The sequence below is a fragment of the Nocardia sp. NPDC056000 genome, from assembly GCF_042269265.1.
Classification (GTDB): domain Bacteria; phylum Actinomycetota; class Actinomycetes; order Mycobacteriales; family Mycobacteriaceae; genus Nocardia.
Genome location: NZ_JBHJXS010000002.1, coordinates 17334 through 37799 on the forward strand (window position 1 = coordinate 17334; position 20466 = coordinate 37799).

At 67.9% G+C, this 20466-nt stretch carries 20 protein-coding genes and 1 riboswitch; of the genes, 13 read left to right on the plus strand and 7 right to left on the minus strand.

What is annotated here, in order from left to right:
* Positions 1–27: 27 nt before the first annotated feature.
* Positions 28–654: a TetR family transcriptional regulator gene (locus ACFC4D_RS05095; RefSeq protein WP_364637561.1), complete on the plus strand. Its 627-nt coding sequence runs from the start codon at positions 28–30 to the stop codon at positions 652–654.
* Here ACFC4D_RS05095 and ACFC4D_RS05100 read toward each other — a convergent pair.
* Positions 629–1078: a hypothetical protein gene (locus ACFC4D_RS05100; RefSeq protein WP_376061913.1), complete on the minus strand. Its 450-nt coding sequence runs from the start codon at positions 1076–1078 to the stop codon at positions 629–631. The two genes, ACFC4D_RS05095 and ACFC4D_RS05100, sit on opposite strands and share 26 nt — an antisense overlap.
* Positions 1079–1215: 137 nt before the next feature.
* Between ACFC4D_RS05100 and ACFC4D_RS05105 the strand changes: the two genes are divergently transcribed.
* Together ACFC4D_RS05105 and ACFC4D_RS05110 are read left to right on the plus strand one after the other, a co-directional pair.
* Positions 1216–1668 carry a DUF2752 domain-containing protein gene (locus ACFC4D_RS05105; protein ID WP_364637565.1) on the plus strand — a complete coding sequence of 151 codons (453 nt, stop codon included), beginning with the start codon at positions 1216–1218 and terminating at the stop codon, positions 1666–1668.
* A gap of 53 nt (positions 1669–1721) precedes the next feature.
* Positions 1722–1910, plus strand: a complete 189-nt coding sequence (locus ACFC4D_RS05110; RefSeq protein ID WP_375962281.1) for a hypothetical protein — start codon at positions 1722–1724, stop codon at positions 1908–1910.
* On the opposite strand, the gene ACFC4D_RS05115 is transcribed toward ACFC4D_RS05110, so the two are convergent.
* On the minus strand, positions 1907–3220 hold the full coding sequence (locus tag ACFC4D_RS05115) for an aminotransferase class V-fold PLP-dependent enzyme (RefSeq protein WP_376061914.1): 1314 nt from the start codon (positions 3218–3220) through the stop codon (positions 1907–1909). The genes ACFC4D_RS05110 and ACFC4D_RS05115 overlap by 4 nt on opposite strands.
* A gap of 53 nt (positions 3221–3273) precedes the next feature.
* Positions 3274–3387, minus strand: a riboswitch (SAM riboswitch).
* Positions 3388–3579: 192 nt separating this feature from the next.
* Between ACFC4D_RS05115 and ACFC4D_RS05120 the strand changes: the two genes are divergently transcribed.
* Together ACFC4D_RS05120 and ACFC4D_RS05125 are read left to right on the plus strand one after the other, a co-directional pair.
* On the plus strand, positions 3580–4245 hold the full coding sequence (locus tag ACFC4D_RS05120; protein WP_376061915.1) for a heme oxygenase (biliverdin-producing): 666 nt from the start codon (positions 3580–3582) through the stop codon (positions 4243–4245).
* Positions 4246–4356: 111 nt separating this feature from the next.
* On the plus strand, positions 4357–4995 hold the full coding sequence (locus ACFC4D_RS05125; RefSeq protein WP_376061916.1) for a LysE family translocator: 639 nt from the start codon (positions 4357–4359) through the stop codon (positions 4993–4995).
* 1 nt (position 4996) lies between these two features.
* Here the strand turns inward: ACFC4D_RS05125 and ACFC4D_RS05130 are convergent, their stop codons facing one another.
* From ACFC4D_RS05130 to ACFC4D_RS05140, 3 genes are all read right to left on the minus strand, one after another.
* On the minus strand, positions 4997–5461 hold the full coding sequence (locus ACFC4D_RS05130; RefSeq protein ID WP_375963846.1) for a flavin reductase family protein: 465 nt from the start codon (positions 5459–5461) through the stop codon (positions 4997–4999).
* 145 nt (positions 5462–5606) lie between these two features.
* Positions 5607–6080, minus strand: coding sequence for a YbaK/EbsC family protein (locus ACFC4D_RS05135; protein ID WP_364637577.1), 474 nt, complete (start codon positions 6078–6080; stop codon positions 5607–5609).
* A gap of 39 nt (positions 6081–6119) precedes the next feature.
* Positions 6120–6440, minus strand: a complete 321-nt coding sequence (locus ACFC4D_RS05140; protein ID WP_376061917.1) for a 2-oxo-4-hydroxy-4-carboxy-5-ureidoimidazoline decarboxylase — start codon at positions 6438–6440, stop codon at positions 6120–6122.
* A gap of 145 nt (positions 6441–6585) precedes the next feature.
* Between ACFC4D_RS05140 and ACFC4D_RS05145 the strand changes: the two genes are divergently transcribed.
* The gene (locus ACFC4D_RS05145) at positions 6586–7407 is read left to right on the plus strand and encodes a crotonase/enoyl-CoA hydratase family protein (protein ID WP_375962288.1); all 822 of its coding nucleotides are present in this window, start codon (positions 6586–6588) and stop codon (positions 7405–7407) included.
* A 94-nt stretch (positions 7408–7501) separates the two neighbouring features.
* On the opposite strand, the gene ppa is transcribed toward ACFC4D_RS05145, so the two are convergent.
* On the minus strand, positions 7502–7993 hold the full coding sequence (gene ppa / locus ACFC4D_RS05150) for an inorganic diphosphatase (protein ID WP_364637581.1): 492 nt from the start codon (positions 7991–7993) through the stop codon (positions 7502–7504).
* Positions 7994–8147: 154 nt separating this feature from the next.
* On the opposite strand from ppa, the gene dacB reads away from it, so the two are divergent.
* From dacB to ACFC4D_RS05175, 5 genes are all read left to right on the plus strand, one after another.
* Positions 8148–9581, plus strand: coding sequence for a D-alanyl-D-alanine carboxypeptidase/D-alanyl-D-alanine-endopeptidase (gene dacB, locus ACFC4D_RS05155; RefSeq protein WP_376062239.1), 1434 nt, complete (start codon positions 8148–8150; stop codon positions 9579–9581).
* A gap of 13 nt (positions 9582–9594) precedes the next feature.
* Entirely contained in the window at positions 9595–10776 is a 1182-nt protein-coding gene (locus ACFC4D_RS05160; RefSeq protein WP_364637585.1) for a zinc-dependent metalloprotease, read from the plus strand.
* Positions 10777–10890: 114 nt separating this feature from the next.
* Positions 10891–11853: a tRNA lysidine(34) synthetase TilS gene (tilS, locus tag ACFC4D_RS05165; protein ID WP_376062240.1), complete on the plus strand. Its 963-nt coding sequence runs from the start codon at positions 10891–10893 to the stop codon at positions 11851–11853.
* A gap of 16 nt (positions 11854–11869) precedes the next feature.
* The gene (hpt, locus tag ACFC4D_RS05170; RefSeq protein WP_364637587.1) at positions 11870–12424 is read left to right on the plus strand and encodes a hypoxanthine phosphoribosyltransferase; all 555 of its coding nucleotides are present in this window, start codon (positions 11870–11872) and stop codon (positions 12422–12424) included.
* A 383-nt stretch (positions 12425–12807) separates the two neighbouring features.
* Complete coding sequence (locus tag ACFC4D_RS05175) at positions 12808–13695, plus strand: LysR substrate-binding domain-containing protein (protein ID WP_364637589.1); 888 nt, start codon at positions 12808–12810, stop codon at positions 13693–13695.
* 147 nt (positions 13696–13842) lie between these two features.
* Here ACFC4D_RS05175 and ACFC4D_RS05180 read toward each other — a convergent pair whose 3' ends face one another.
* Positions 13843–15270 carry an amidase family protein gene (locus ACFC4D_RS05180; RefSeq protein ID WP_364637591.1) on the minus strand — a complete coding sequence of 476 codons (1428 nt, stop codon included), beginning with the start codon at positions 15268–15270 and terminating at the stop codon, positions 13843–13845.
* Between the two features lie 246 nt (positions 15271–15516).
* Between ACFC4D_RS05180 and ACFC4D_RS05185 the strand changes: the two genes are divergently transcribed.
* Both ACFC4D_RS05185 and ACFC4D_RS05190 read left to right on the plus strand, forming a co-directional pair.
* Positions 15517–18171 carry a serine/threonine-protein kinase gene (locus ACFC4D_RS05185; protein WP_376061918.1) on the plus strand — a complete coding sequence of 885 codons (2655 nt, stop codon included), beginning with the start codon at positions 15517–15519 and terminating at the stop codon, positions 18169–18171.
* Positions 18168–20393: a protein kinase gene (locus tag ACFC4D_RS05190; RefSeq protein ID WP_376061919.1), complete on the plus strand. Its 2226-nt coding sequence runs from the start codon at positions 18168–18170 to the stop codon at positions 20391–20393. Before ACFC4D_RS05185 ends, ACFC4D_RS05190 begins: the two co-directional genes overlap by 4 nt.
* Positions 20394–20466 lie beyond the last annotated feature (73 nt).

Genomic DNA, 20466 nt, shown 5'->3' on the forward strand with positions numbered 1-20466 from the left:
CGGCTGGTGGGCGGCTATTCTGCACCTGTGGGAGTGAACGAGGCGCGGGAGCGGATCATCTTCGCGGCCGAGCGATTGATCGCCGAACGCGGGCAGGCGGTGCCGCTGCGCGATATCGCCGCGGCCGCCGGACAGCGGAACAATTCGGCGATCCAGTACCACTTCGGCTCGCGGGACGGACTCATCGAGGCCGTCGTGGAATTGCGACTCGGCGCGCTCGAGGTGCGGCGATTGGAAATGCTCGCGGAACAGGTCGGCGCGGGCGCGGGGGTGCACGCGCTATTGGAGGCGCTGGTGGTGCCGATGTTCGAACTCGGGGCGAGCGAGGGCAGTCATCATTACGCGCGCTTCCTGGAACAGATCCACACCCATCCCGCGGTCACCGACGCCTCGAATCTGGAGAGCGATCGGCGCACCTCGGTGCGGGTGATCATGCAGCGGCTCGGTGATGAAATGACCACGCTCGCACCGCGATTGCGGGTGCACCGGCTGCGCGCGCTACCGACCATGCTGTTCGCGCTGCTGGCCGATCATGAGCGGGCGGTGGAATCGGGCCGGGTCGCGGCGGGCGATGCGAATGCCTGGGCGGAGATCATCGACATGCTCGCGGGCGCGCTCACCGCACCGGTCAGCGAACGGGCACCGATTCGCTGAGGCCCACGGTCGGTGGATCATCGTGGGTGCCGACGATGCCGACGGTCGGTGGATCATCCGGCGTGGCGACGCTGTAGTGCACCGGCATGGTCGGCGGCTCTTGATGATTCGAGATCAGGGCCTGCGCGGAGACGGTGGCCACCGCGGCGGCGGGGTCGGCGGTCTGCTGAGTCGCGGCCGGGCCGGTGACCCGCTGGGCGGCAGGCGGAGTGGGGCTCGTGCCCGATGACCTGGGGCACTCGCGGCGCTGGAACAGCAGGTATGCGCCGACTATCGCCGCCACCACCAGCAGGATCAGCAGGCTGTTGGGGAATGAGTAGCCGAAGGTCATGCTGCCCGCTTTGGCGACGATGATGAGCGCGAGTGCGCCCGCGGAGAGTGCCGCACGGGTGATTCTGCCGCTGTCGGTCCGGCGTCGGTTCATGTGAGCTACCTCCCGCTGGATCGAAAACCGTTGCAGGGGAAGCATACCCACGGGTACGGAGTGTCAACCGCACTGTCTGGGAGTGCGAAGTCGTGCGGAATATGGCGGGTTGGGGCGGGCCCGGTTACGGTTGTCTGGTGGAAACCGTGCAGGCGCGCGACGCCGAATCCGCTGCTCACCCCAGGTGGCTGAGTGCCGGATTGCCGCTGCTCGGTGGTGCCGTCGTGGCGGGCGGCCTGGCGCTACTGCACTTTCGCGATCCGCATGAGTCCGGGTCGTACGGGCTGTGCCCGTTCAAGGAATTGACGGGGTACTGGTGCCCCGGCTGCGGCGGCCTGCGCGGGCTGCACAATCTCACCGACGGCCGGGTGCTCGACGCCATTCACAGCAATATCCTGCTGGTGCCACTGCTGCTGGGGTTCCTGGTGTGGTGGGGAACCTGGCTGGTGAGCGGGTTCCGCGGGCGCACGAGTCCGCCGCCGCTACCGCGGGTGCTGCCCAGGGTGGCCCTGTGGGTGACGCTGGCTTTCCTTGTCCTATATACGGTCGTCCGCAATACGCCGTGGGGGAGCTGGCTCGCGCCGGTGTGATCGGTCGGCGTGCCTGGCCGAATTACCTCGGGCAAACCGGGCATGCTCTGGCTATGAGTGATTCGCTGAAGGAGCGCGTGCGCGCGAAACTGATCCGGCAGCTCGATGAGGACGGGCCGCCGGATCCGGATCAGGAAGACGGACGCCAGGTTTCGGTGCAGGACGATCTCGATATCCTCGAGGCCGTCGCCGACGACGACCCCTTCGTGGAAGAACTCGCCCGGCGCTACCTGGTGTTCTAGATCGCGCAGGGAGCCGCGCCGTCGGCCGAGCTGCCGAAGGGGCGGGTCTCCGGGGTGGGATTCCAGTGGCCTTCGGTCTTGGCGTAATCCCAGGCGGGACCGTTCTCGACCAGGGCGGCGATGGCATTGACGAGGCGATCCACATCGGCGGCGGTGGTGCCCAGGCCGATGCTGGCCCGCACGGCGGCGTCCACGCCGAGGCGTGACAGCAGGGGGTGGGCACAGAAGCGGCCGTCGCGGACGCCGATGCCGTGTTCGGCCGAAAGGTAGGCCGCGACCTGCCCGGGTTCGAATCCGTCGACGGTGAAGGCGACGATGCCGACCGCATCGGTGCTGTCCCGCCAGATGCGCAGGAAGTTCACGCCCGGAACGGTTTTCAGGCCGTAGCGCAGGCGGTGGGTGAGGTACTGCTCATGCTCGAGCAGGGTGGTCTCGTCGATTTCGGCCAGCGCGTCACAGGCGGCGGCCAGGGCGGCCACGCCCAGCACATTGGGGGAACCGGCCTCGTGGCGCTGCGGGGCGGGGGCCCACTCCACGCTGTCGGCGCTGACCGAGCGGACAGCGCCGCCACCCGCGAGGTACGGCTCGGCGGCGTCGAGCCAGTCGCGGCGGCCGACCAGGACGCCCGCGCCGAACGGGGCGTACGCCTTGTGGCCGGAGAAGGCCAGGTAGTCGATACCGCTGGTCGCCAGGTCGATGCGGCGGTGCGGGGCCAGCTGCGCGGCGTCCACTAGTACCCGGGTGCCGCACTGGTGCGCGATCCAGGCCAGGCGCTCCAGCGGGAGCAGTTCCCCGGTCACATTGGACGCACCGGTAATGGCAAGCAGCGCAGCGGGTTTGGTGCACAGTTCGGCGACCACGCGCTGAATGGTCTCCTCGATGGTGTCCGCGATCGGCACCACGCGGCGGCCGTTGCGGGTCCACGGCAGGAAATTGGCGTGGTGTTCGGAATCGAGCACCACGGTGTCACCGGGTACGCAGGAGGCCAGCAGGTTCAGCGAATCGGTGGTGTTGCGGGTGAAGACCACGACCTGATCGTCGGCCGCGTTGAGGAAGCGGGCGACTGAACCGCGGGCGGATTCGTAGCAGTCGGTGGAGACGCGCGAGGCGTAACCCGCGCCCCGGTGCACGCTGGCGTAGAACGGCAGCAGATCCTGTACGCGGGTGGTGACCTGCGCCAAAGCCGGTGCGCTGGCGGCATAGTCGAAGTTGGCGTAGCGAATCGTTCCACCCTGCACGAGCGGTACCTGGAGCTCACAACCGGAAACGGTGGCGAGGGCGGCACAGGTCTGGTCGGCGAAAGCAGTCATCACGAAATCCCATCGGGCAAGGGACACGCGATCAAAAGAAATGAATGATCGAGAGTCCGCGCTTGCCGCGCCCGGTCGGGCGGCGGCCCGGTCGTCACCTGGAGCACCCCACCGCGGAGGAGGGTTGCCGACCAGCTAGCCAGGGCTTGACGCTGGTACTCATGACCTGGTTGAAGAGCTTGCAGAAGATCGCGGTTCTTGTCAACCCCGTCGAGAAAATCATCCGAAAGTTGGATCGGGAGGGCCGAAAAGGTCGAATCGCGAGATCGTTGCTGAAGCGTATGGTCGGAGAGGAAGTTAGGGTATCCAAAGGTGGGCGCCCCGAGACGTAGATTTTCGACCGAACGAGGAGCTCGACCATGTTGGACACCAGCACCGCCGCGCCGTTCTCGACGCTCATCCGCAGCGCGACCGAACAGCAGCACGCCGAGGCCGAGCACTCCACCTTCATGCGCGATCTGCTCACCGGTGAGCTCGGTGTGGAAGCCTTCTACCGCTACACCTCGCAGCTCTGGTTCGTCTACGAGGCACTCGAAAAGCATTCCGCCGCACTGGCTTCCGATCCGGTCGCGGGACCGTTCGTACAGCCGGGGCTGGCCCGCCTGGCCGCCCTCGAAGCCGATCTGGCCTACCTCGGCGGCGCGAACTGGCGCGATGAGCTGACCCCGCTGCCCTCGACCGCCGCCTACGCCGCCCGCATCGAGGAGTGCGCGACCGAATGGTCCGCCGGCTACGTGGTGCATCACTACACCCGCTACCTGGGTGATCTGTCCGGTGGCCAGGTCATTCGCGGTACCGCCGAGAAGCTGTGGAACCTGCCCAAGAAGGGCGACGGCGTGCGCTTCTACGTCTTCGACGACATCTCGAATCCGGCCGCGTTCAAGCGCGAGTACCGGGAGAACCTGGACGGACTGCCCATCGATGGCGCCGATGTCGAGCGCGTGCTCGATGAGGCCCGCCTCGCGTTCACGATGAACACCGATGTGTTCCGCGAACTGGGCGCGGAATTCAGCGCGCGGAACTGAATCTCTGCCGCTCCGAGGGCCGCCGCACGTTTCTCCTCCGGAACGTCGGCGGCTTTCTCATGCGTGGTGAAAACACTTGCGCCGTGGCCCGTGGTGGGTTGCCATGGACGGGTGAGTATTCCCCTGCTGCTGAGCTTTCTCGGGTTGTGCGTGCTGCTGGCCCTGACCCCCGGCCCGGATACCTTTCTGGTGCTGCGTTTTTCGATGGCCGGGCCGCGTCCGGGGATCGCGGCGGCGGCCGGATCGGCGTTCGGCGGGATCGTCTGGGCGGTGGTGGTCGCGGCGGGGGTGGCGGCGCTGCTGGAGCAGTCGGCCACGGCCTATCGCAGTTTGAAGGTGGTCGGCGGAATCTACCTGTTGTACTTGGGGATTCGGGCGCTCATGGCGCATCGTAAGGGGCTCGCGGACGCGGAGTCGGAGTTGGCCGCGCGGGGGTCGCGGGAACGGGCGTCATCGATTCGCTCGGCATTCGCCGCGGGGTTGCTGTCCTGTATTTTCAACCCGAAGGTCGGGCTTTTCTATCTCGCGGTGCTGCCGCAGTTCCTCACCCATGTGACGTTCGCGAATACGCTCACCCTGGGCGCGATCGAATCATCCATCGCCGCAATCGAAATGGTGCTGCTGGCGGTGGCGGCTTCGCGGGCCGTCGAGCTGCTGCGCAAGCCGAAGGTGCGGGATCGGCTGGAGCAGGCGAGCGCCGGAATTCTGGCGGCGCTGGGGATCGGAACCGTCGCGTCCGCGGCGGCGTGAGTCAGTCGGCGATCTCGGCGCGGTGGTAGACGCCGTTGTAGTAGACCAGCGGGCCGACGGCGGGCGCGTCCTCGGTGTTGTCGTGCACCCGCGTGACCAGGCCGATCACCAGGGTGTGATCGCCGATCGGAATCAGCTGGTGCACGGTCGCGCGCACCCAGATCGGGGTGCCGTGCAGGACCGGTTCGCCGGATTCGAGGGTGGTCCATAGCGACCGGTCGGTGAATCGCTCCTCGGCGCTGCGACTGAACCGCTGCGCCAGATGCTTCTGATGTTCGCCCAGGAAGTGCACCACCACCGATTCCGCCTGCGACATGGCCGCGATGCTGGACGAGGTCTCGGCGATATTGAACGAGATGAGCGGCGGCTGCGCGGACAGCGATGCGAACGAGGTCGCGGTGAAACCGACCGGCCCGTCCGGAGATTTCAGCGTGACAATGGTGACGCCGGCCGGATAATGGCGCATGGCGGCGCGATACTGCTGGGCGGTGATGCCGCTCAGGTCGTCGGGCACATGGAGCTCGGCGCCAGGCGTCGGAGAATCGGTCACCTTCCGAACCTACGTCCACGGCCCGCCGGATATTCCATCCGGTGCGGAAATTCGCCGGCACTCAATCGACGTCGATCGCCAGACCAGCGGTTATCCGAACCAGCTCACCAAAAGTGGTGCGGAATACCGTGTTCGGATGCCCGCCCGCCGCCCACAATTCCGAATGCCGCGCGAGCGCGGTATCGATGTACGTGGGCAGATTGATCGGATGCCCGACCGGGGCGACCCCGCCCACCGGCTGACCCGTCACCTGCTGCACCATGGCCGCCGGGGCCCGGGTCAGCGTGCCCTCCAGGCGTTCCCCGGTGCGATCCAGATCGACCGTGTGCGCGCCGGACACCAGCAGCAGCACCGGATCGTCGTCAAGCAGGAACAGCAGCGATTTGGTGATCGCGCCGAGCTCCACGCCGAGCGCCTGGGCGGCCTCGGCCGCGGTGTGGGTGGGTTGCGGCTGGGTGAGGATGACCCCGTGATGACCGCGAGCAATCAGTGTGTCGGAAACTTTGGAAGCGACCGGTGGCAGGGACCTGCGCATGGCACCAGAGTAGAGCGATTGCGGTGGATGTGCGGGGGATCAGTATTCGGGATAGCCCTCTTCCGGGCCGAGCATTCGCTCGATGCGTGCTCGGGTGACGCGCTGGAGCTCGGCGACACTGTGCTCCGAAATCGTTTCGCGCGCACACGAATCGAAGGCGTGCTCCAATTCGGCCGCGGAGAGCGCGCGCAATCCCGTCGCGACGGCGGTCTGCAAAGCGTCGTAGCCGGGGTAGGGGCGGCCGTCGGCGATCTTCTCGGCCCAGCTGACACAGCTGCAGCATTCGTACAGGGCGTGTACGGCGCGCTGGCGGGAACAGGAATTGAAGCGGTCGAGGCCGATTCCATGATGCATCAACACGGGAAACTCCCAGCCCGGAGTGTGGCTTGCGGACCCTGCTAATCGTCCCGTCCGCGAGCCCCCGGAAACCAGTGCGGGACAGCAGATTTAGCACAGGATTTACACCGCCCGCCCGGACCCTCCGCACCCCCGATACGCTGGACCGATGACCGACTGGAAGGCTTTCGAGGTCGAAAGCAAGGACCACATCGCGACCGTCACCCTGACCGGTCCCGGCAAAGGCAATGCCATGGGCCCGGACTTCTGGCGTGAACTGCCGCTCATCTTCCGCGAGCTCGACGCGGATCCGGAAGTACGGGCCGTCGTGCTCACCGGGTCGGGTAAGCATTTCTCCTACGGGCTGGACCTGCCCGCCATGAGCCCGCTGTTCGGGCCGCTGCTCGCCGATAAGGCGCTCGCGGGACCGCGCACCGACTTCCTGCGCCACGTGCGCGAGATGCAGGCCTCGGTCACCGCGGTGGCGGATTGCCGTAAGCCGGTCATCGCGGCCGTATCGGGCTGGTGCATCGGCGGCGGGCTGGATCTGATCGCGGCGGCCGATATCCGGCTCGCCAGCGCGGAGGCCAAGTTCAGTCTGCGCGAGGCGAAGGTCGCCATCGTCGCGGATATCGGTTCGCTGCACCGGCTGCCCGGAATCATCGGTGAGGGGCATCTGCGCGAACTCGCCTACACCGGCAAGGACATCGACGCGGCCCGGGCGGAGAAGATCGGTCTGATCAACGACGTGTTCGCCGATCAGGAAGCGGTGCTGGACGCGGCGTACGCGCTGGCTCGCGAGATCGCCGAGAACCCGCCGCTGGTGGTGCAGGGCATCAAGGATGTGCTGGATCAGCCCAAGGCGGGCAAGGTCGCCGACGGACTGCGCTACGTCTCGGCGTGGAACTCCGCGTTCCTGCCCTCGCACGATCTCACCGAGGCGATTCAGGCCGTCTTCGAGAAGCGCGCCCCGAAGTTCGAAGGCAAATAACAACTTTCGTAGCTGAACGGGAGGGAAGTCCCGCTGCGAATGACGGTGGGCGGCACGGAAACCGCACCGCCCACCGCATGATTCGGCACCGAGATCAGTGGCCGCCCTGCTCCTTCAGGCGTGCGTACGCCTCGGTGACCAGGGTTTCGGCCTTGGCGCGGTTGTCCCAGCCCTCGACCTTGACCCACTTGCCGGGCTCCAGGTCCTTGTAGCGCTCGAAGAAGTGCGCGATCTCCTTGCGCTGGAACTCCGGGATGTCCTCGACGTCCTGGATGTGATCCCAGCGCTTGTCCTTGTTCGGGACCGCGACCAGCTTCTCGTCGGTGCCGGCCTCATCGCTCATGATGAGCACGCCGACCGGACGGGCCTCGACCAGCACACCCGGGAACACGGGCTCGGGCAGCAGCACCATGCAATCCAGCGGATCGCCGTCGCCGCCGAGGGTGTTCTCGATGTAGCCGTAGTCGGCCGGGTACATCATCGGCGTGTACAGGTAGCGGTCCAGCCGCACCCGGCCGGTCTCATGGTCTACCTCGTACTTGTTGCGCTGACCCCGGGGGATCTCGATGGTGACGTCGAACTCCACGTCATCTCCTTCTTCGGTGCGGGTATGGCTGCCGACTCGCCAGCTCGTTCGGGGGAACGACTGCGCAACGAGGATAGTGTGATGCGCGGATGCGTGGGTTCGGCAGGGACGGGTATCAGGGAGACGGCGGCAGGTGGCTCGGAACAAGCAGAACATCGGTGGGCTGGAAGCCAAGCGGCGTCGGAAGACCTGGATCCTGGTGGCATCGGTCTTGGTGGTGGTGCTCGGCATCGCCACGGGTGTGGTGTTGACGCTGAAACCGTGGACGGAGGAATTCCGGCACGGGGGCTTGACGATCGCGGACCCGCCGTCGCCGGTGCAACCGTTACCGCAGGTGGCGCCCGCTCCGGCGGACGCACCGGCGCCGAGCGCGAACGGTTTGGCCGCCGCGCTCGCACCCGTGGTCGGCAATCCGGATCTGGGGATTTTCGCGGCCTCGGTCTCGGACGCGGACAGCGGCAAGGTGCTGTGGACGACCGATCCGGGCAAGCCGATGATTCCCGCCTCCACCGCCAAGGTGCTGACCACGGCCGCCGCACTGCTGGCGCTGCCGCTGGACCATCGGGTGACCACGCAGGTGGTGACGGGCGCGGCCGCCAATGAGCTGGTGCTGGTCGGCGGCGGCGATCCGACGCTGACCGCGCAGCCGGATGGCAAGGGCTACTACCCGAATGGGCCGAAGCTCTCGGATCTGGTGGCGCAGATCAAGTCCTCCGGGCAGAAGCCGGACACGATCGTGGTGGACACCTCCGCGTACGCCGGGTCGGCCATGGCGCAGGGCTGGGATCCGGCCGATATCGGCGGCGGCTCCATCGCACCCATCGATCCGGTGATGATCGACGGCGGGCGATTGAATCCGCTGGTCGAGTATTCGCCGCGCACCGCGACCCCCGCGCTGGACGCGGGCCGCAGGCTGGCGAGCGATCTGGGACTCGACCCGGGCAAGGTGCGCCTGGGCAAGGCGGCCGCCGGATCCACCAAGGTCGCCTCGGTGCAGTCCGCACCGCTGCGAGATCGACTGCGCGACATGATGGTTCACTCCGACGATGTGCTGGCCGAGACCATCGGGCGCGAAATCGCCGTCGCCGCGGGCTCGGAGGCGTCGTTCACCGGCACCGTCACCGCCATGGCCACCACCCTGCGCGCCGCCGGATTCGATACGAGCGGCCTGACCCTGCTCGATGCCAGCGGGCTGTCGGTGGACGATCTCATTCCGCCGCGCCTGCTGGACCGCATCGTCACCGTGGCCGCACTGCCGGGTAGTGGCGAGGGACAAGGCAATTCGGGCGTCACCGCGACCGCGAACACCACGGACCATCCGCTCGCGGGCCTGCTCGACTATCTGCCCGTGGCCGGGGCCACCGGCTCGCTCGCCGACCGCTACACCAGCCGTGACCGGGCCGGAGCGGGCTGGGTGCGGGCCAAGACCGGAACTCTGGACGTCGCGAGCGCGTTGGTCGGATATGTGCTGGATCGCGATGGGCGCGTACTGACCTTCGCGCTGATGTCCAATCAGCGGCTGCCCGAACAGAGCCGCCCCGCCTTGGACGCCATCGCCGCCGCACTGCGCAACTGTGGCTGCTCCTGACGGGTGGATGACTATGACCGGACCCGAACACCCCGCCGATCGGCCGGGCGCAGAGACAGGTCGTACCGATGAGAAGGCCGTCACACGTATCGAATTCGCGGACGGCCGTGACGATGGGCAGGCACCGGTGAGCATCGACACCCGAGAGCCGTCACGGCTCAAATCCACGCTGACCGGTTCGGTCGATTGGAGCCTGGCCGCCCGCACCGGGGCCGCGCTGGTGCCGTCCGGGCCGCGCACTTCCCGGTATTCGGCCGAACAGGCCGTGCGCGAGCTCGCCGAGGCCTCCAAACGGGCCGAGGGGCCGGTGCGCGAGGTGAGCGGGCTCATCGACGGCCGGGCGGTGCCGGACGCGCGCGTGGTCGACCGCAAGGGCTGGATCGCGGCCGCCGCCGAATCCATGGGACAGCTCACCGGAACCGGCGTCGAGGCCGGGGGTAGGGGCAAATTCGTCGGCAAGCCCGCGGGCGTACAGGCCGGGGCCATGCTGGCATTCCTGTCCACCGCGATCCTGGGGCAGTACGACCCGTTCAGCGGTCCGGACGGCACCCTGCTGCTGGTCGCGCCGAACATCATGGCGGTGGAACGCGCATTGGGCGTGCCGCCCAGCGACTTCCGGCTCTGGGTGTGCCTGCACGAGGTCACGCACCGGGTGCAGTTCTCCTCCGCGCCGTGGCTCGCCGAATACATGCAGCGCAATGTGGAGATCCTCGGTGACGCCGGGGAGGAGCCGATGGCGGATATGCTCGGCCGCCTGGTGGAGGCCGTGAAGGAACGCCGCCGCGGGATCGAGGATCCGGCGGGCGGCATGGTCGGGCTGCTGCGCGCTACCCAGGCCGAACCGCAGCGCGAGGCCCTGGACCGATTGCTCATGCTCGGCACGCTGCTGGAAGGCCACGCCGACCACGTGATGGATGCCGTCGGCCCGGCAGTGGTCCCGTCGGTGGCGCGCATTCGCGCGGCCTTCGATCAGCGCCGCAAGCGGCCCGCCAATCCGCTGCAACGACTACTCCGCGCGCTGCTCGGCATGGATGCCAAAGTGGCGCAGTACGTTCGGGGCAAGGCCTTCGTCGACGAAGTGGTGAACACCGTCGGCATGGATCGGTTCAACCACATCTGGACCGATGCCGACACGCTGCCGCGCACCGAGGAGATCGGTGACCCGCAGCGCTGGGTCACCCGCGTTCTGGGCTGAGCCGGCCGCGCCGACCGATCGGCGACCTCGACCGCGACGGGTCGGGTAATCGCGCCCGCATGCGACGATCGGGGCGTGAATCCACGGCTACCCGAGACGCGTGCGGCGCTGGAAATGCGTCATGCGGTGCGGGATTGGCTGGGGAAATACGCCTCGGACGGGGTGGTCGCGGTCGGATTGTCCGGTGGCGCGGACTCATTGGCGCTGACCGCCGCCGCGGCCGTCGAGGCGGATGTCGTGGACGCCTACGTGGTCGATCACGGCTTGCAGGATGGCTCGGCCGAGATCGCGGCGCGGGCGGCCGCGACAGCCCTGGAGCTGGGATGCCGATCCGCGCGCGTGCTCACGGTCCGGGTGGGGACCGCGGGCGGCCTGGAAGCCGCGGCGCGACAGGCCAGATATGCCGCACTCGACCATGCGCGATCCGGGCTGCCCGTACTGCTCGGGCACACCCTTGATGATCAGGCCGAAACCGTCCTGCTCGGTTTGGCTCGCGGGTCCGGTGGCCGGTCGATTCAGGGGATGACCGATTACGCCGAACCGTGGGGGCGGCCGCTGCTCGGGGTGCGGCGGAGCGTCACCCGGCAGTTGTGCGCGGATCTCGGGTTGGAGCCCTGGGAGGACCCGCACAACAGCTCGCCGGAGTTCACCCGGGTGCGGCTGCGCACCGAGGTGCTGCCGCTGCTGGAGGAGGTGCTGGGCGGGGGAGTCGCCCCCGCGCTGGCCCGGACGGCGGCGCAGCTGCGGGAGGACGGCACCGCCCTGGACGCGATTGCCGAAGAGTTGCTGAAATCCGAGATTGATGGCGACGGGTTGCGTCTCGAGACGCTCGCCACTGTCGCGCCCGCGCTGCGGCGGCGCGTCATTCGCGCGTGGTTGCTCGCGGGCGGCGCAAAATCATTGACGGACAGCAATTTACGAGCGGTCGAGGCACTGATCACCGACTGGCGCGGTCAGGGCGGGGTGGCGGTCGGTGGTTCGGTCACCGGGACCAGGTTGGTTGCCGCGCGTGAACGTGGCAGGCTCATACTGGGCTCGGCCCACAGCGGACCCGATCGGGGTCGACATCATCTCTGAAGGGAAACCAGCGGACGTGTACGGGGACGACATCGCGTCGGTGCTGATCAGCGAAGACGAGATCGCGGACAAGGTTCAAGAGCTCGCCGAATTGGTCGCCAAACGTTATCCCGCCGGTGCCCCCGAGGGTGATCTGCTGCTGGTGGGCGTGCTCAAGGGCGCGATCTTCTTCATGACGGATCTGGCCAAGCGGCTGACCGTGCCCACCCAGATGGAGTTCATGGCGGTCTCCTCCTACGGATCCTCCACCTCCTCCTCGGGCGTGGTCCGGATCATGAAGGATCTGGACAAGGACATCGCCGGGCGCAATGTGCTGATCGTCGAGGACATCATCGACTCCGGTCTGACGCTGTCCTGGCTGCTGCGCAATCTGTCCAGCCGCAATCCGGCCTCGCTGGAGGTGGTGACGCTGCTGCGCAAGCCGGACGCGTTGCGCACCCAGGTGGATGTGATGGCGGTCGGTTTCGATATCCCGAACGAGTTCGTGGTCGGCTACGGCCTGGATTACGCCGAGCGGTACCGCGATCTGCCGTACATCGGCACCCTGGACCCGAAGGTCTACGGCGGGTAAACCGCGTCACACGAGCCTTCGCACGGAGACCGTTCGCCGGATTCGGCGGGCGGTCTTGCTGCTTCTGTGATGAAACTCACGTTAGAACCGTGGACGCGGTGAGCCGGGTTGCCGGGGCTTGTTGCCGGGGGTCAGCTCTCGAGTCGCGCCGGTCGGCGGGGGTGTGTAGCGTGGTGCGTGTTACTGCTGGTCACATGTCTGTATCAATTTCGGGCATGCGTGTCGGGGGGAATGGCCAGGAATTCGCGGTGCCGGTTACCGGAAAGTTTCGGGCGCGCCCTATGCTGTCTTTAACAAACCTGACGGCTGTTTTCTGACTCAGTTTCAAACTTTTGGGTCGGATACGGCTGGATATTCAAGACCGATTCTGATAGCAAGGGGCTATGGACCCGCATTTGCGCGACCTGCGGTATTTCGTCGCCGTCGCTGAGGAACTGCATTTCACCAACGCCGCCCAGCGGCTGCACATCGCGCAGCCCACGCTGTCCCGGCAGATTCGACAGCTGGAGCGTCAACTCGACGTGGTCCTGTTCGACCGCAATCAGCGCAGTGTCGCACTGACTGTCGCGGGCAAGGAACTGCTGGAGGGTGCGCGCCGCATCCTCGAGCTCTGGGAAGTCACCAATGTCGCGTTGCAGGAGGCGGGTGAGGTGCTGCGCGTCGGCATCCAATCCTCCATCGGCCGCGGCCTGATCACCGATCTGGAGAGCGCCAGCGGGCATCGCCTCGCCCTGCACTCCGCATCCTGGACCGACCCGTCCAGTGGCCTGGCCGGGCGACAGGCGGACCTGGCGCTCATGTGGCTGCCCGTACCCGACACCGGTCGCTACCGGTGGCAGGTGCTGCGCACCGAGCCGCGCTGGGTACTGCTGCCGGAGAACCATCCGCTGGCCGGACAGGACACCATCGAATTCGCCGCGCTCGCCGATGAATCCTTCATCGCCATGCCCGCCGAAGCCGGTGCGGCACGCGATTTCTGGCTCGGCGCGGACGCCCGCGGCGGCCGCCAGGCCAAGATCGGCGCGGAAGCGGCCACCGCCGAGGAGCGCCTGGAGGCGGTCTCGCTCGGACTCGGTGTCTGCCTGCTCGCCGAGAACAATGTGCCCATGTACCGCTGGCCCGGCCTGACCGCGCGACCCGTCGCCGGACTCGCGCCGTGCGAACTGGCCGTGGCCTGGCGCGCCGATGACGATCGTCCGACCATCCTCGAGTTCGCCGCCCGCGTACTCGAAGGCGGATTCGCGGACCGGGAACCGGTCGCCGCGCAGTAGCTCAATCGGGCGCGGTAGCTCGAATCAGACGGCGGTAGTGGGTCGGAGGCATTGCCGCCGCCGCTGAGCAGCGATATCGAAAAGGGCGGTCCCGCACCGGGACCGCCCTTTTCGTGCCTGAAGCGATTGGCGGCGTGGCCGCCGGGTCTACTCCTTGCCCGGCGCGGTGCGCTCCCACGGGCAGGCGGCCTCGAGCTGCGCTGCCAGTTTCAGCAGTGTGCTCTCGCTGCCCGGCGGGCCGATGAGCTGCGCGGCCAGCGGGGTGCCGGTGCGCTGATGCACACCCATCGGCACCGAGATGGCGGGCCAGCCGACCAGATTCCACAGCGGCGTGAACGGTGAGAACCGAGCGCTGGCAACGATATTGGCGAGCCACGGCCGCGAATGCCAACGGCGCGCGCGGGGCGGCGGGGTGGCCAGGGTCGGGGTGATGGCCACGTCATAGCGTTCGAAGTAGTCGAGCAGGCGCGCCTCGATGCGATCCACCTGGGACGCGCGCAGCAGACCCGATTTCAGTACGAAGCGGCCGAGCGCGATATGCGTGCGGGTGCGGCGCTGCAGCAGTTCCGGATGCGGAACCGTGCCCGCCTCGCGCGCGGCATTGGCCACCCAGCGCAGGGCGAGCGCGAAAGTCGCGCCCTGATAGGGGAGTTCGGACACCCCGATGGTGTGCCCGGCGGTGGAGGCGGCGGCCGCGGCCATATCGGCGGCGCCCGCCCAGGCCCGATCCACCCGGGACAGCGGGGTCGGCGCGGCGGTGGCCAGGCCGATGCGCAGTGTCTTGGGCGGATCCAGTTCGGCGAGCGCGGGCCGATCGGCGAGCACCGACAGCATGAGCGCCGCGTCCGCGACAGTGGTTGCCAGCACGCCGTTCTCGGTCATGCCGCCCCAGGAATCGAGTCCCACCTCGGCGGGCACCAGGCCGCGCCCGGGTTTGACGCCGACCACGCCGGAGCAGGCGGCCGGAATGCGCACCGATCCCAATCCGTCATTGCCGTGCGCGATGGTCACCATGCCCGCGCCGACCGCCGCGCCCGAACCGCCGGACGAGCCGCCCGCGCTGAAGCGCGGATTCCAGGGACTGCGGGTAATGCGCTCGGGGGTGTCGGTGACGCCCCAGAGTCCGAACTCCGGAACCGTGGTCAGGCCGACGATGACCGCGCCGGCCGAGCGTAGTCGCCGCACCACCGGATGGTCCGCGGTCGCGGGCCGATTGTCCCCGGCCAGCGATCCGGCGCGGGTGACCTCGCCGGTGACGTCGATATTGTTCTTCACCGCGACCGGAACCCCGGCCAGCGGCAATACGTCCAGATCGGGCCGCTCGGCCAGCGCGCGCGCTTCGGCACGGGCGGCGTCGAAGCGAACCTCGCTGAACGCGTTCACTTTTCGATCTTGTGCGCGAATCCGCGCGAGTACATCGTCCACCATCTGCTCGGCCGTCACCGATCCGTTCTGGACGGCGGAGGCGATCCCGGTCGCGGTGGTCAGATCCAAGGGTGGAAGGATTTCGGGAGTTTCGGGTTCTGCCGCGCAGATGTGCGGCTCCGGCTTCATATCGGCTTTATCGTCGTTCACCACTGCCTCGTTCACCGCTGCGTCAACCGCTAGCGCGGCTCCCTCGTCGTACATGCTGGTGTTCCCCCGTCGCTTCGAGTTCGAAATCGGGTGATCCGCTGTTCAGCCGCAAGTTATCATTCCGGCTATTGCTCAGGGATGATGGTGTCTGGTGTGGCGGATTTTTCCGGTATCGGAAAACCGTCCATCTATGGATCGTCAGTACGGATTCGAACGGTATCCGTGCCGAGCCAGATGGGTGCGGACATGGTTTCAAGTTCCGAGCGCCGCTCCGGCCGTCACTCGGCCGGAACGGAATTCACCGTGGTCGCGGCGTTCACCGCGGCGTGGGGCAGTGCTGCCACGCCGCCGGATATCGCAGCTTTCCTGCCTGACGCAAGCACGCTGCGACGGGACGCGCTGCTGGAGTTGATCCGGGTCGATATGCGCCATCGCTGGCTGCGCCGCCCCGGTGGGCCGGTCCCGGCGCAGGAACGGCGCAAACGCCTCACCGAGTACTGCGCCGAGTTCCCCGAACTCACCGAGCCCGATCTGCCCGCCGGGCTGGTGTACGAGGAGTTCGTCATCCGCAGGCACAGCGGGGAACGCGTGGATCCGCGCGACTGTCTGCGTGAGTATCCGCACCAGGCCGGCGAGTTGCGCGAACTGCTCAATGCCGATGACGAGGATCAGAGCACCCGGCGGGCCGCCCGGGACGACTCCACCCGCGGCGGCACCACCCACGTGCCCTCGGCCGAGTTCACCCGGGCCGCCGATATTCTCGACGAATTCACCAGGGGCACAGACTCTTTCGGTGATTCCACCGTCATTCGCGATGGCGATGACGCCACCCGGGCCGCACCCTTCGACGACAGCGATTCCACACATCCGGGCATTCCGCTCGATATCGACTCCACCCGCGCGGGCGGCCTGCTGGACGGCGATTCCACCCGGGTCCCCGACCAGGGCGAACTCACCCAGCAGGATCCGTCCGCCCTGGCCGCGGCGATGGACGGCACCCGCGCCACCGGCGGCGGACTCAGCGCCCCCGAAACCGGTGAACTGCTGGACCGGCTCGAAATCGGCCAGCGCATAGACGATTTCGATCTGCTCACCAGCCTCGGCAGCGGTGCGTTCGCGCGCGTATTCCTGGCCCGGCAGCGCTCCCTGCAACGGCTGGTCGCGGTCAAGGTGTCCGCCGATCACGGCACCGAACCGCAGACCCTGGCGCAACTGGATCACGACTACATCGTGCGGGTCTTCGACCAGCGGCTCATTTCCGGCATCCGGACCAGCAGCGGGCGGCGCATGCGGCTGCTCTACATGCAGTTCCTGCCGGGCGGCACCCTGCTCGGGGTGCTGCGCTGGGTGCGCGCCACCCCGGTCGCCGAACGCAGCGGGCAATTGCTGCTCGACGCCGTGGACGCGGCCATGGAGGAGAAGGGCGAGATCCGGCCCACCGATTCCAGTGTGCGCGACGAGCTCGCCGGACTGAGCTGGCCGGAAACCGTTGCCTGGCTCGGCCGCAGACTCGCCGAGGCGCTCGACTACGCGGACAGCCACGGGGTGCTGCACCGGGATGTGAAGCCCGCGAACGTCTTGCTCACCGCCGAGGCCGTGCCGAAACTGGCCGACTTCAACATCAGTTTCAGCCGCAATCTCGATGACGCCAGCCCGGTCGCCTACTTCGGCGGCTCGCTGTCGTATATGTCGCCCGAACAGTTGGAGGCGTGCCATCCCGGCCGCGCCCGCTCGGCCGCCGAACTCGACACCCGCGCCGATATCTTCTCGCTCGGCGTGGTGCTGTGGGAATTGCTCACCGGTGCGAAACCATTCGATGACTCGACCGCCGGACCCGGCGGCCACGGCGACCACACCACCCTGGAGGCCATGCTGGACCGGCGGCGCGGCGGTGTGGAACAGGTCGCCCTGGAACGCGTGCCCGCCGACTGCCCGGCCGCACTGCGCCGCGTGCTGCTCACCTGCCTGGCCCCCGACCGCGAGGACCGCTGGAGCAGCGGGACCGTACTGGCAAGCCAATTGGAGATGTGCCTGGATCAGCGCGCGCGGGATCTGGTCGATCCGCCGCCGCACAGCTGGCGCATGCGGCTGCGGCCCTGGCTGATCCCGATCGTCGTCCTGGCCATCGCGATTCCCAATGTGCTGTCCTCGCTGTACAACATCGTGCACAACAACACGCTGATCATCAGCAGCATGTCCGAAGCCGCCATGCACACCTTCACCCTCATCACCGCGCTGGTGAACGTGCTGTTCTTCCCGCTCGGGGCGGCGCTGATCATCTATCAGTGCCGGAGAGTGATCCGGGTGCCGCGTGGCCTGCGCAAAGGCAAGACCTACGACGCGGACACACTGCGCAGCGCCAGAGCCGATGTACTCCTTGCCGGAGAACGCATTTCGCTCATCGTGTTCTCACTGTGGCTGATCAGCGCGATCACCTTCCCGGTCGCGCTGCGCCTGTCCACCGGTGAGATACCGACGCGCGGCATGGTGCATTTCGTGGTGTCGCTGGTGGTGTGCGGGGCCATCGCGGTCGCGTACCCGTTCTTCCTGGTGACCTTCTTCCTGGTGCGCTGTATCTATCCGATGTTCCTGCGGCACGGCGATATCAGCGGTGAGGACGCGGTGTGGCTGCATCGGCTCGGGCACCGCTGCACCACCTATCTGGCGGTGGCGGCGTCGGTGCCGCTGCTGGCCGTGGCGGGTGTGACATTCCTGCCGCCCGAGGACATTCCGCGCGTCATCGTCGCGGTGCGGGTGCTCAGCGTGGGCGGCATCCTGGCCTTCGTGGCCGTGTACATCATGTTTCGTGCGCTGGAGGCGGATCTGCAAGCCCTGGAACGTGTGGTGGCGCCCGGTCGCCGAGTTCACGACACCGGGGAGCCCGTGGGTACCGGATCGTGAACGAGCATCCGGCGCAGGCGGTTTCCCGCTTCACCGCCGAATGGGAATCCACCTTGCGCGGCGACCGCCTCGAACCGCCGGAACTGGACGGCTACGTTCCCGACGGTGAAGCGCTGCAACTCGATGTGCTCACCGCGCTGGTGCGGGTGGATATGCGGCAGCGCTGGCGGCGCACCGGTATGGAGAAGCGCATCGCCGATTATCGCAGCGAATTCCCGGCCGTCACGCGCAGCGCCGAATTCGCGGATCTGGTGTGTGAGGAATACCTGGTCCGCAGCCGGTACCGGCCGCTGGACGTCGATACTTTCAGCGCCGAATACCCGGAGGTGGCGGGGGAGATCCGCCGCCGCTTCTCGGACGGCATCACCCCAGCCCCGCCGCCCGAACTGCCCGCGGGCATCGAAACCGGCCGCCGCCTGGACGATTTCGATCTGCTCACCGATCTCGGCGGGGTGACGCACAGCCGCATGTTCCTGGCCCGCCAGCGCTCCATGCAGCGACTGGTCGCGGTGCGGGTGGAGTCCGGCGCGAACAGCGACAGCCCCACCGTCGCCCAACTCGACCACCACTACATCGTCCGCGTCTACGATCAGCGCCTCATCGCGGGCAACGGCAACCCGCTGCGCCTGCTGTACATGCAGTACCTGCCGGGTGGCAATGCCGCGGGGGTGCTCAGCCTGCTCCGCGCGCAACCCGGTCCCGCGGCCGGCGGTGAGCTCTTGTTGCGGGCGGTGGACGCCGCGATGGAGGCGCGCGGGGAGATTCGGCCCGCGGATTCCAGTGTGCGGCGCGAGATTTCGGAGTTGAGCTGGCCGGAGACCGTGGCGTGGGTGGGGCGGCGACTGGCGGCGGCGCTCGATTACGCCGAGCGGCACGGGGTGTTGCATCACGATATTCGGCCGGAGAATGTGCTGTTCACGGCCGAGGGCGTGCCCAAACTCGCGGATTTCGCACTGGGGCCGCTGTATTGGAACGCCGGTATCCCGGGTTCCGGTGGGATGGCGTCGGATTCGCCCGAGGGTTTGCGCTGGCGGTCGCCGGAAGCCCTTGCCGCACGGCTGGATCCGGCCGCGCCGATGCCGGACGCGCGCAGCGATATCTTCTCCCTCGGCGTGCTGCTGTGGGAAATGCTCACCGGCGCAGCGCCATTCGATGATCCCGCGGCGGACGGCATACCCGGGCACGAGGTCGTGACGGCCATGCTGGCGCGGCGGCGCGCAGGCGTGCAACCCGCCGCGCTGGCCGCACTGCCCGCGGACACCCCGGCCACGTTGCGACGCGTCCTGCTGGAATGCCTGGACCCGGATCCGGATCGGCGCTGGCAGAACGGCGTCGAGCTGGCCGGGCAATTGGATCTCTGCCTGGACGCGCGCGCCCGGGACCTGGTCGATCCGCCGCCGAAGAGCTGGCGGTCGCGGGCCAGGAGCTGGCCGGTGCCGATCGCGGCGCTGTGCGTCGGCGTGCCGAACGCGCTGGCCAGCGTCTACAACATCCGGCTGAATCAGAGCCTGATCGTTGATCGGCTGTCCGCGGTCGATCAGCAGCGGTTCGGCACGGTCGCGCTGGTCAACAATGCCATCGCGTTCCCGCTCGCGGCGCTGCTGCTGCTGTGGCTGGCGCGGCGGCCGCTGACGGTCACCTATCGGCTCGCCCGCGGGCATCGGTATTCGCCCGCGGCGCTGGCCCGCGCCCGCGCGGACACACTGCTGCTCGGTGAGCGCGCGGTGTGGATACCGTTCCTGATGTGGGTGATCGCGGGCGTGGCCTGGCCGCTGGCGCTGTCCGCGTCCGGGGCGCGGCTGCCACCGCATACCTTCCTGCATTTCTTCACGGCCCAGGTGGTGTGTGCCGCAATCGCTCTCGCGTATCCGTTCTTCCTGATCGCCGGGTATTCGGTGCGGGCGCTGTATCCGCAGTTGCTGGTGCGGGGCGCGGTGGGACCGGCCGATCGGCGACAGCTGCTCGGTTTGGCGCGGCGCAGCAATGTGTATCTGGCGGCCGCCGCGTCGGTGCCGCTGCTCGGTGTCGTGACCGCCACTTTCGTCTCGCGCGAGGACCTGGAATTGGTGATCGTCCCGGTGCGCTGGCTGAGTGTGGGCGGCGTGCTCGCCTTCGCGCTCAGCTACTGGCTGTTCCGCCTGCTCGAGGCCGATTTACAGGCACTGGTGCGCGCGATTCCGAAGGGTGGCCGAGCGCCGGGCGATTCCGGGCGCGACGGGTAACCGGTGAGCTCGCGTGGTCGTGACGAACGATCGCGGACGCGGCGGATATCGATCGGCCCGCGGACCTGGCGAG

Bases quoted from the DNA above. Each gene is read 5' to 3' on its own strand.
- ACFC4D_RS05100 (WP_376061913.1), bottom strand. From the start codon at position 1,078: ATGAACCGACGCCGGACCGACAGCGGCAGAATCACCCGTGCGGCACTC.
- ACFC4D_RS05110 (WP_375962281.1), top strand. From the start codon at position 1,722: ATGAGTGATTCGCTGAAGGAGCGCGTGCGCGCGAAACTGATCCGGCAG.
- ACFC4D_RS05115 (WP_376061914.1), bottom strand. From the start codon at position 3,220: ATGACTGCTTTCGCCGACCAGACCTGTGCCGCCCTCGCCACCGTTTCC.
- ACFC4D_RS05120 (WP_376061915.1), top strand. From the start codon at position 3,580: ATGTTGGACACCAGCACCGCCGCGCCGTTCTCGACGCTCATCCGCAGC.
- ACFC4D_RS05130 (WP_375963846.1), bottom strand. From the start codon at position 5,461: ATGCGCCATTATCCGGCCGGCGTCACCATTGTCACGCTGAAATCTCCG.
- ACFC4D_RS05135 (WP_364637577.1), bottom strand. From the start codon at position 6,080: ATGCGCAGGTCCCTGCCACCGGTCGCTTCCAAAGTTTCCGACACACTG.
- ACFC4D_RS05145 (WP_375962288.1), top strand. From the start codon at position 6,586: ATGACCGACTGGAAGGCTTTCGAGGTCGAAAGCAAGGACCACATCGCG.
- ACFC4D_RS05160 (WP_364637585.1), top strand. From the start codon at position 9,595: ATGACCGGACCCGAACACCCCGCCGATCGGCCGGGCGCAGAGACAGGT.
- tilS (WP_376062240.1), top strand. From the start codon at position 10,891: ATGCGTCATGCGGTGCGGGATTGGCTGGGGAAATACGCCTCGGACGGG.
- ACFC4D_RS05175 (WP_364637589.1), top strand. From the start codon at position 12,808: ATGGACCCGCATTTGCGCGACCTGCGGTATTTCGTCGCCGTCGCTGAG.
- ACFC4D_RS05185 (WP_376061918.1), top strand. From the start codon at position 15,517: ATGGTTTCAAGTTCCGAGCGCCGCTCCGGCCGTCACTCGGCCGGAACG.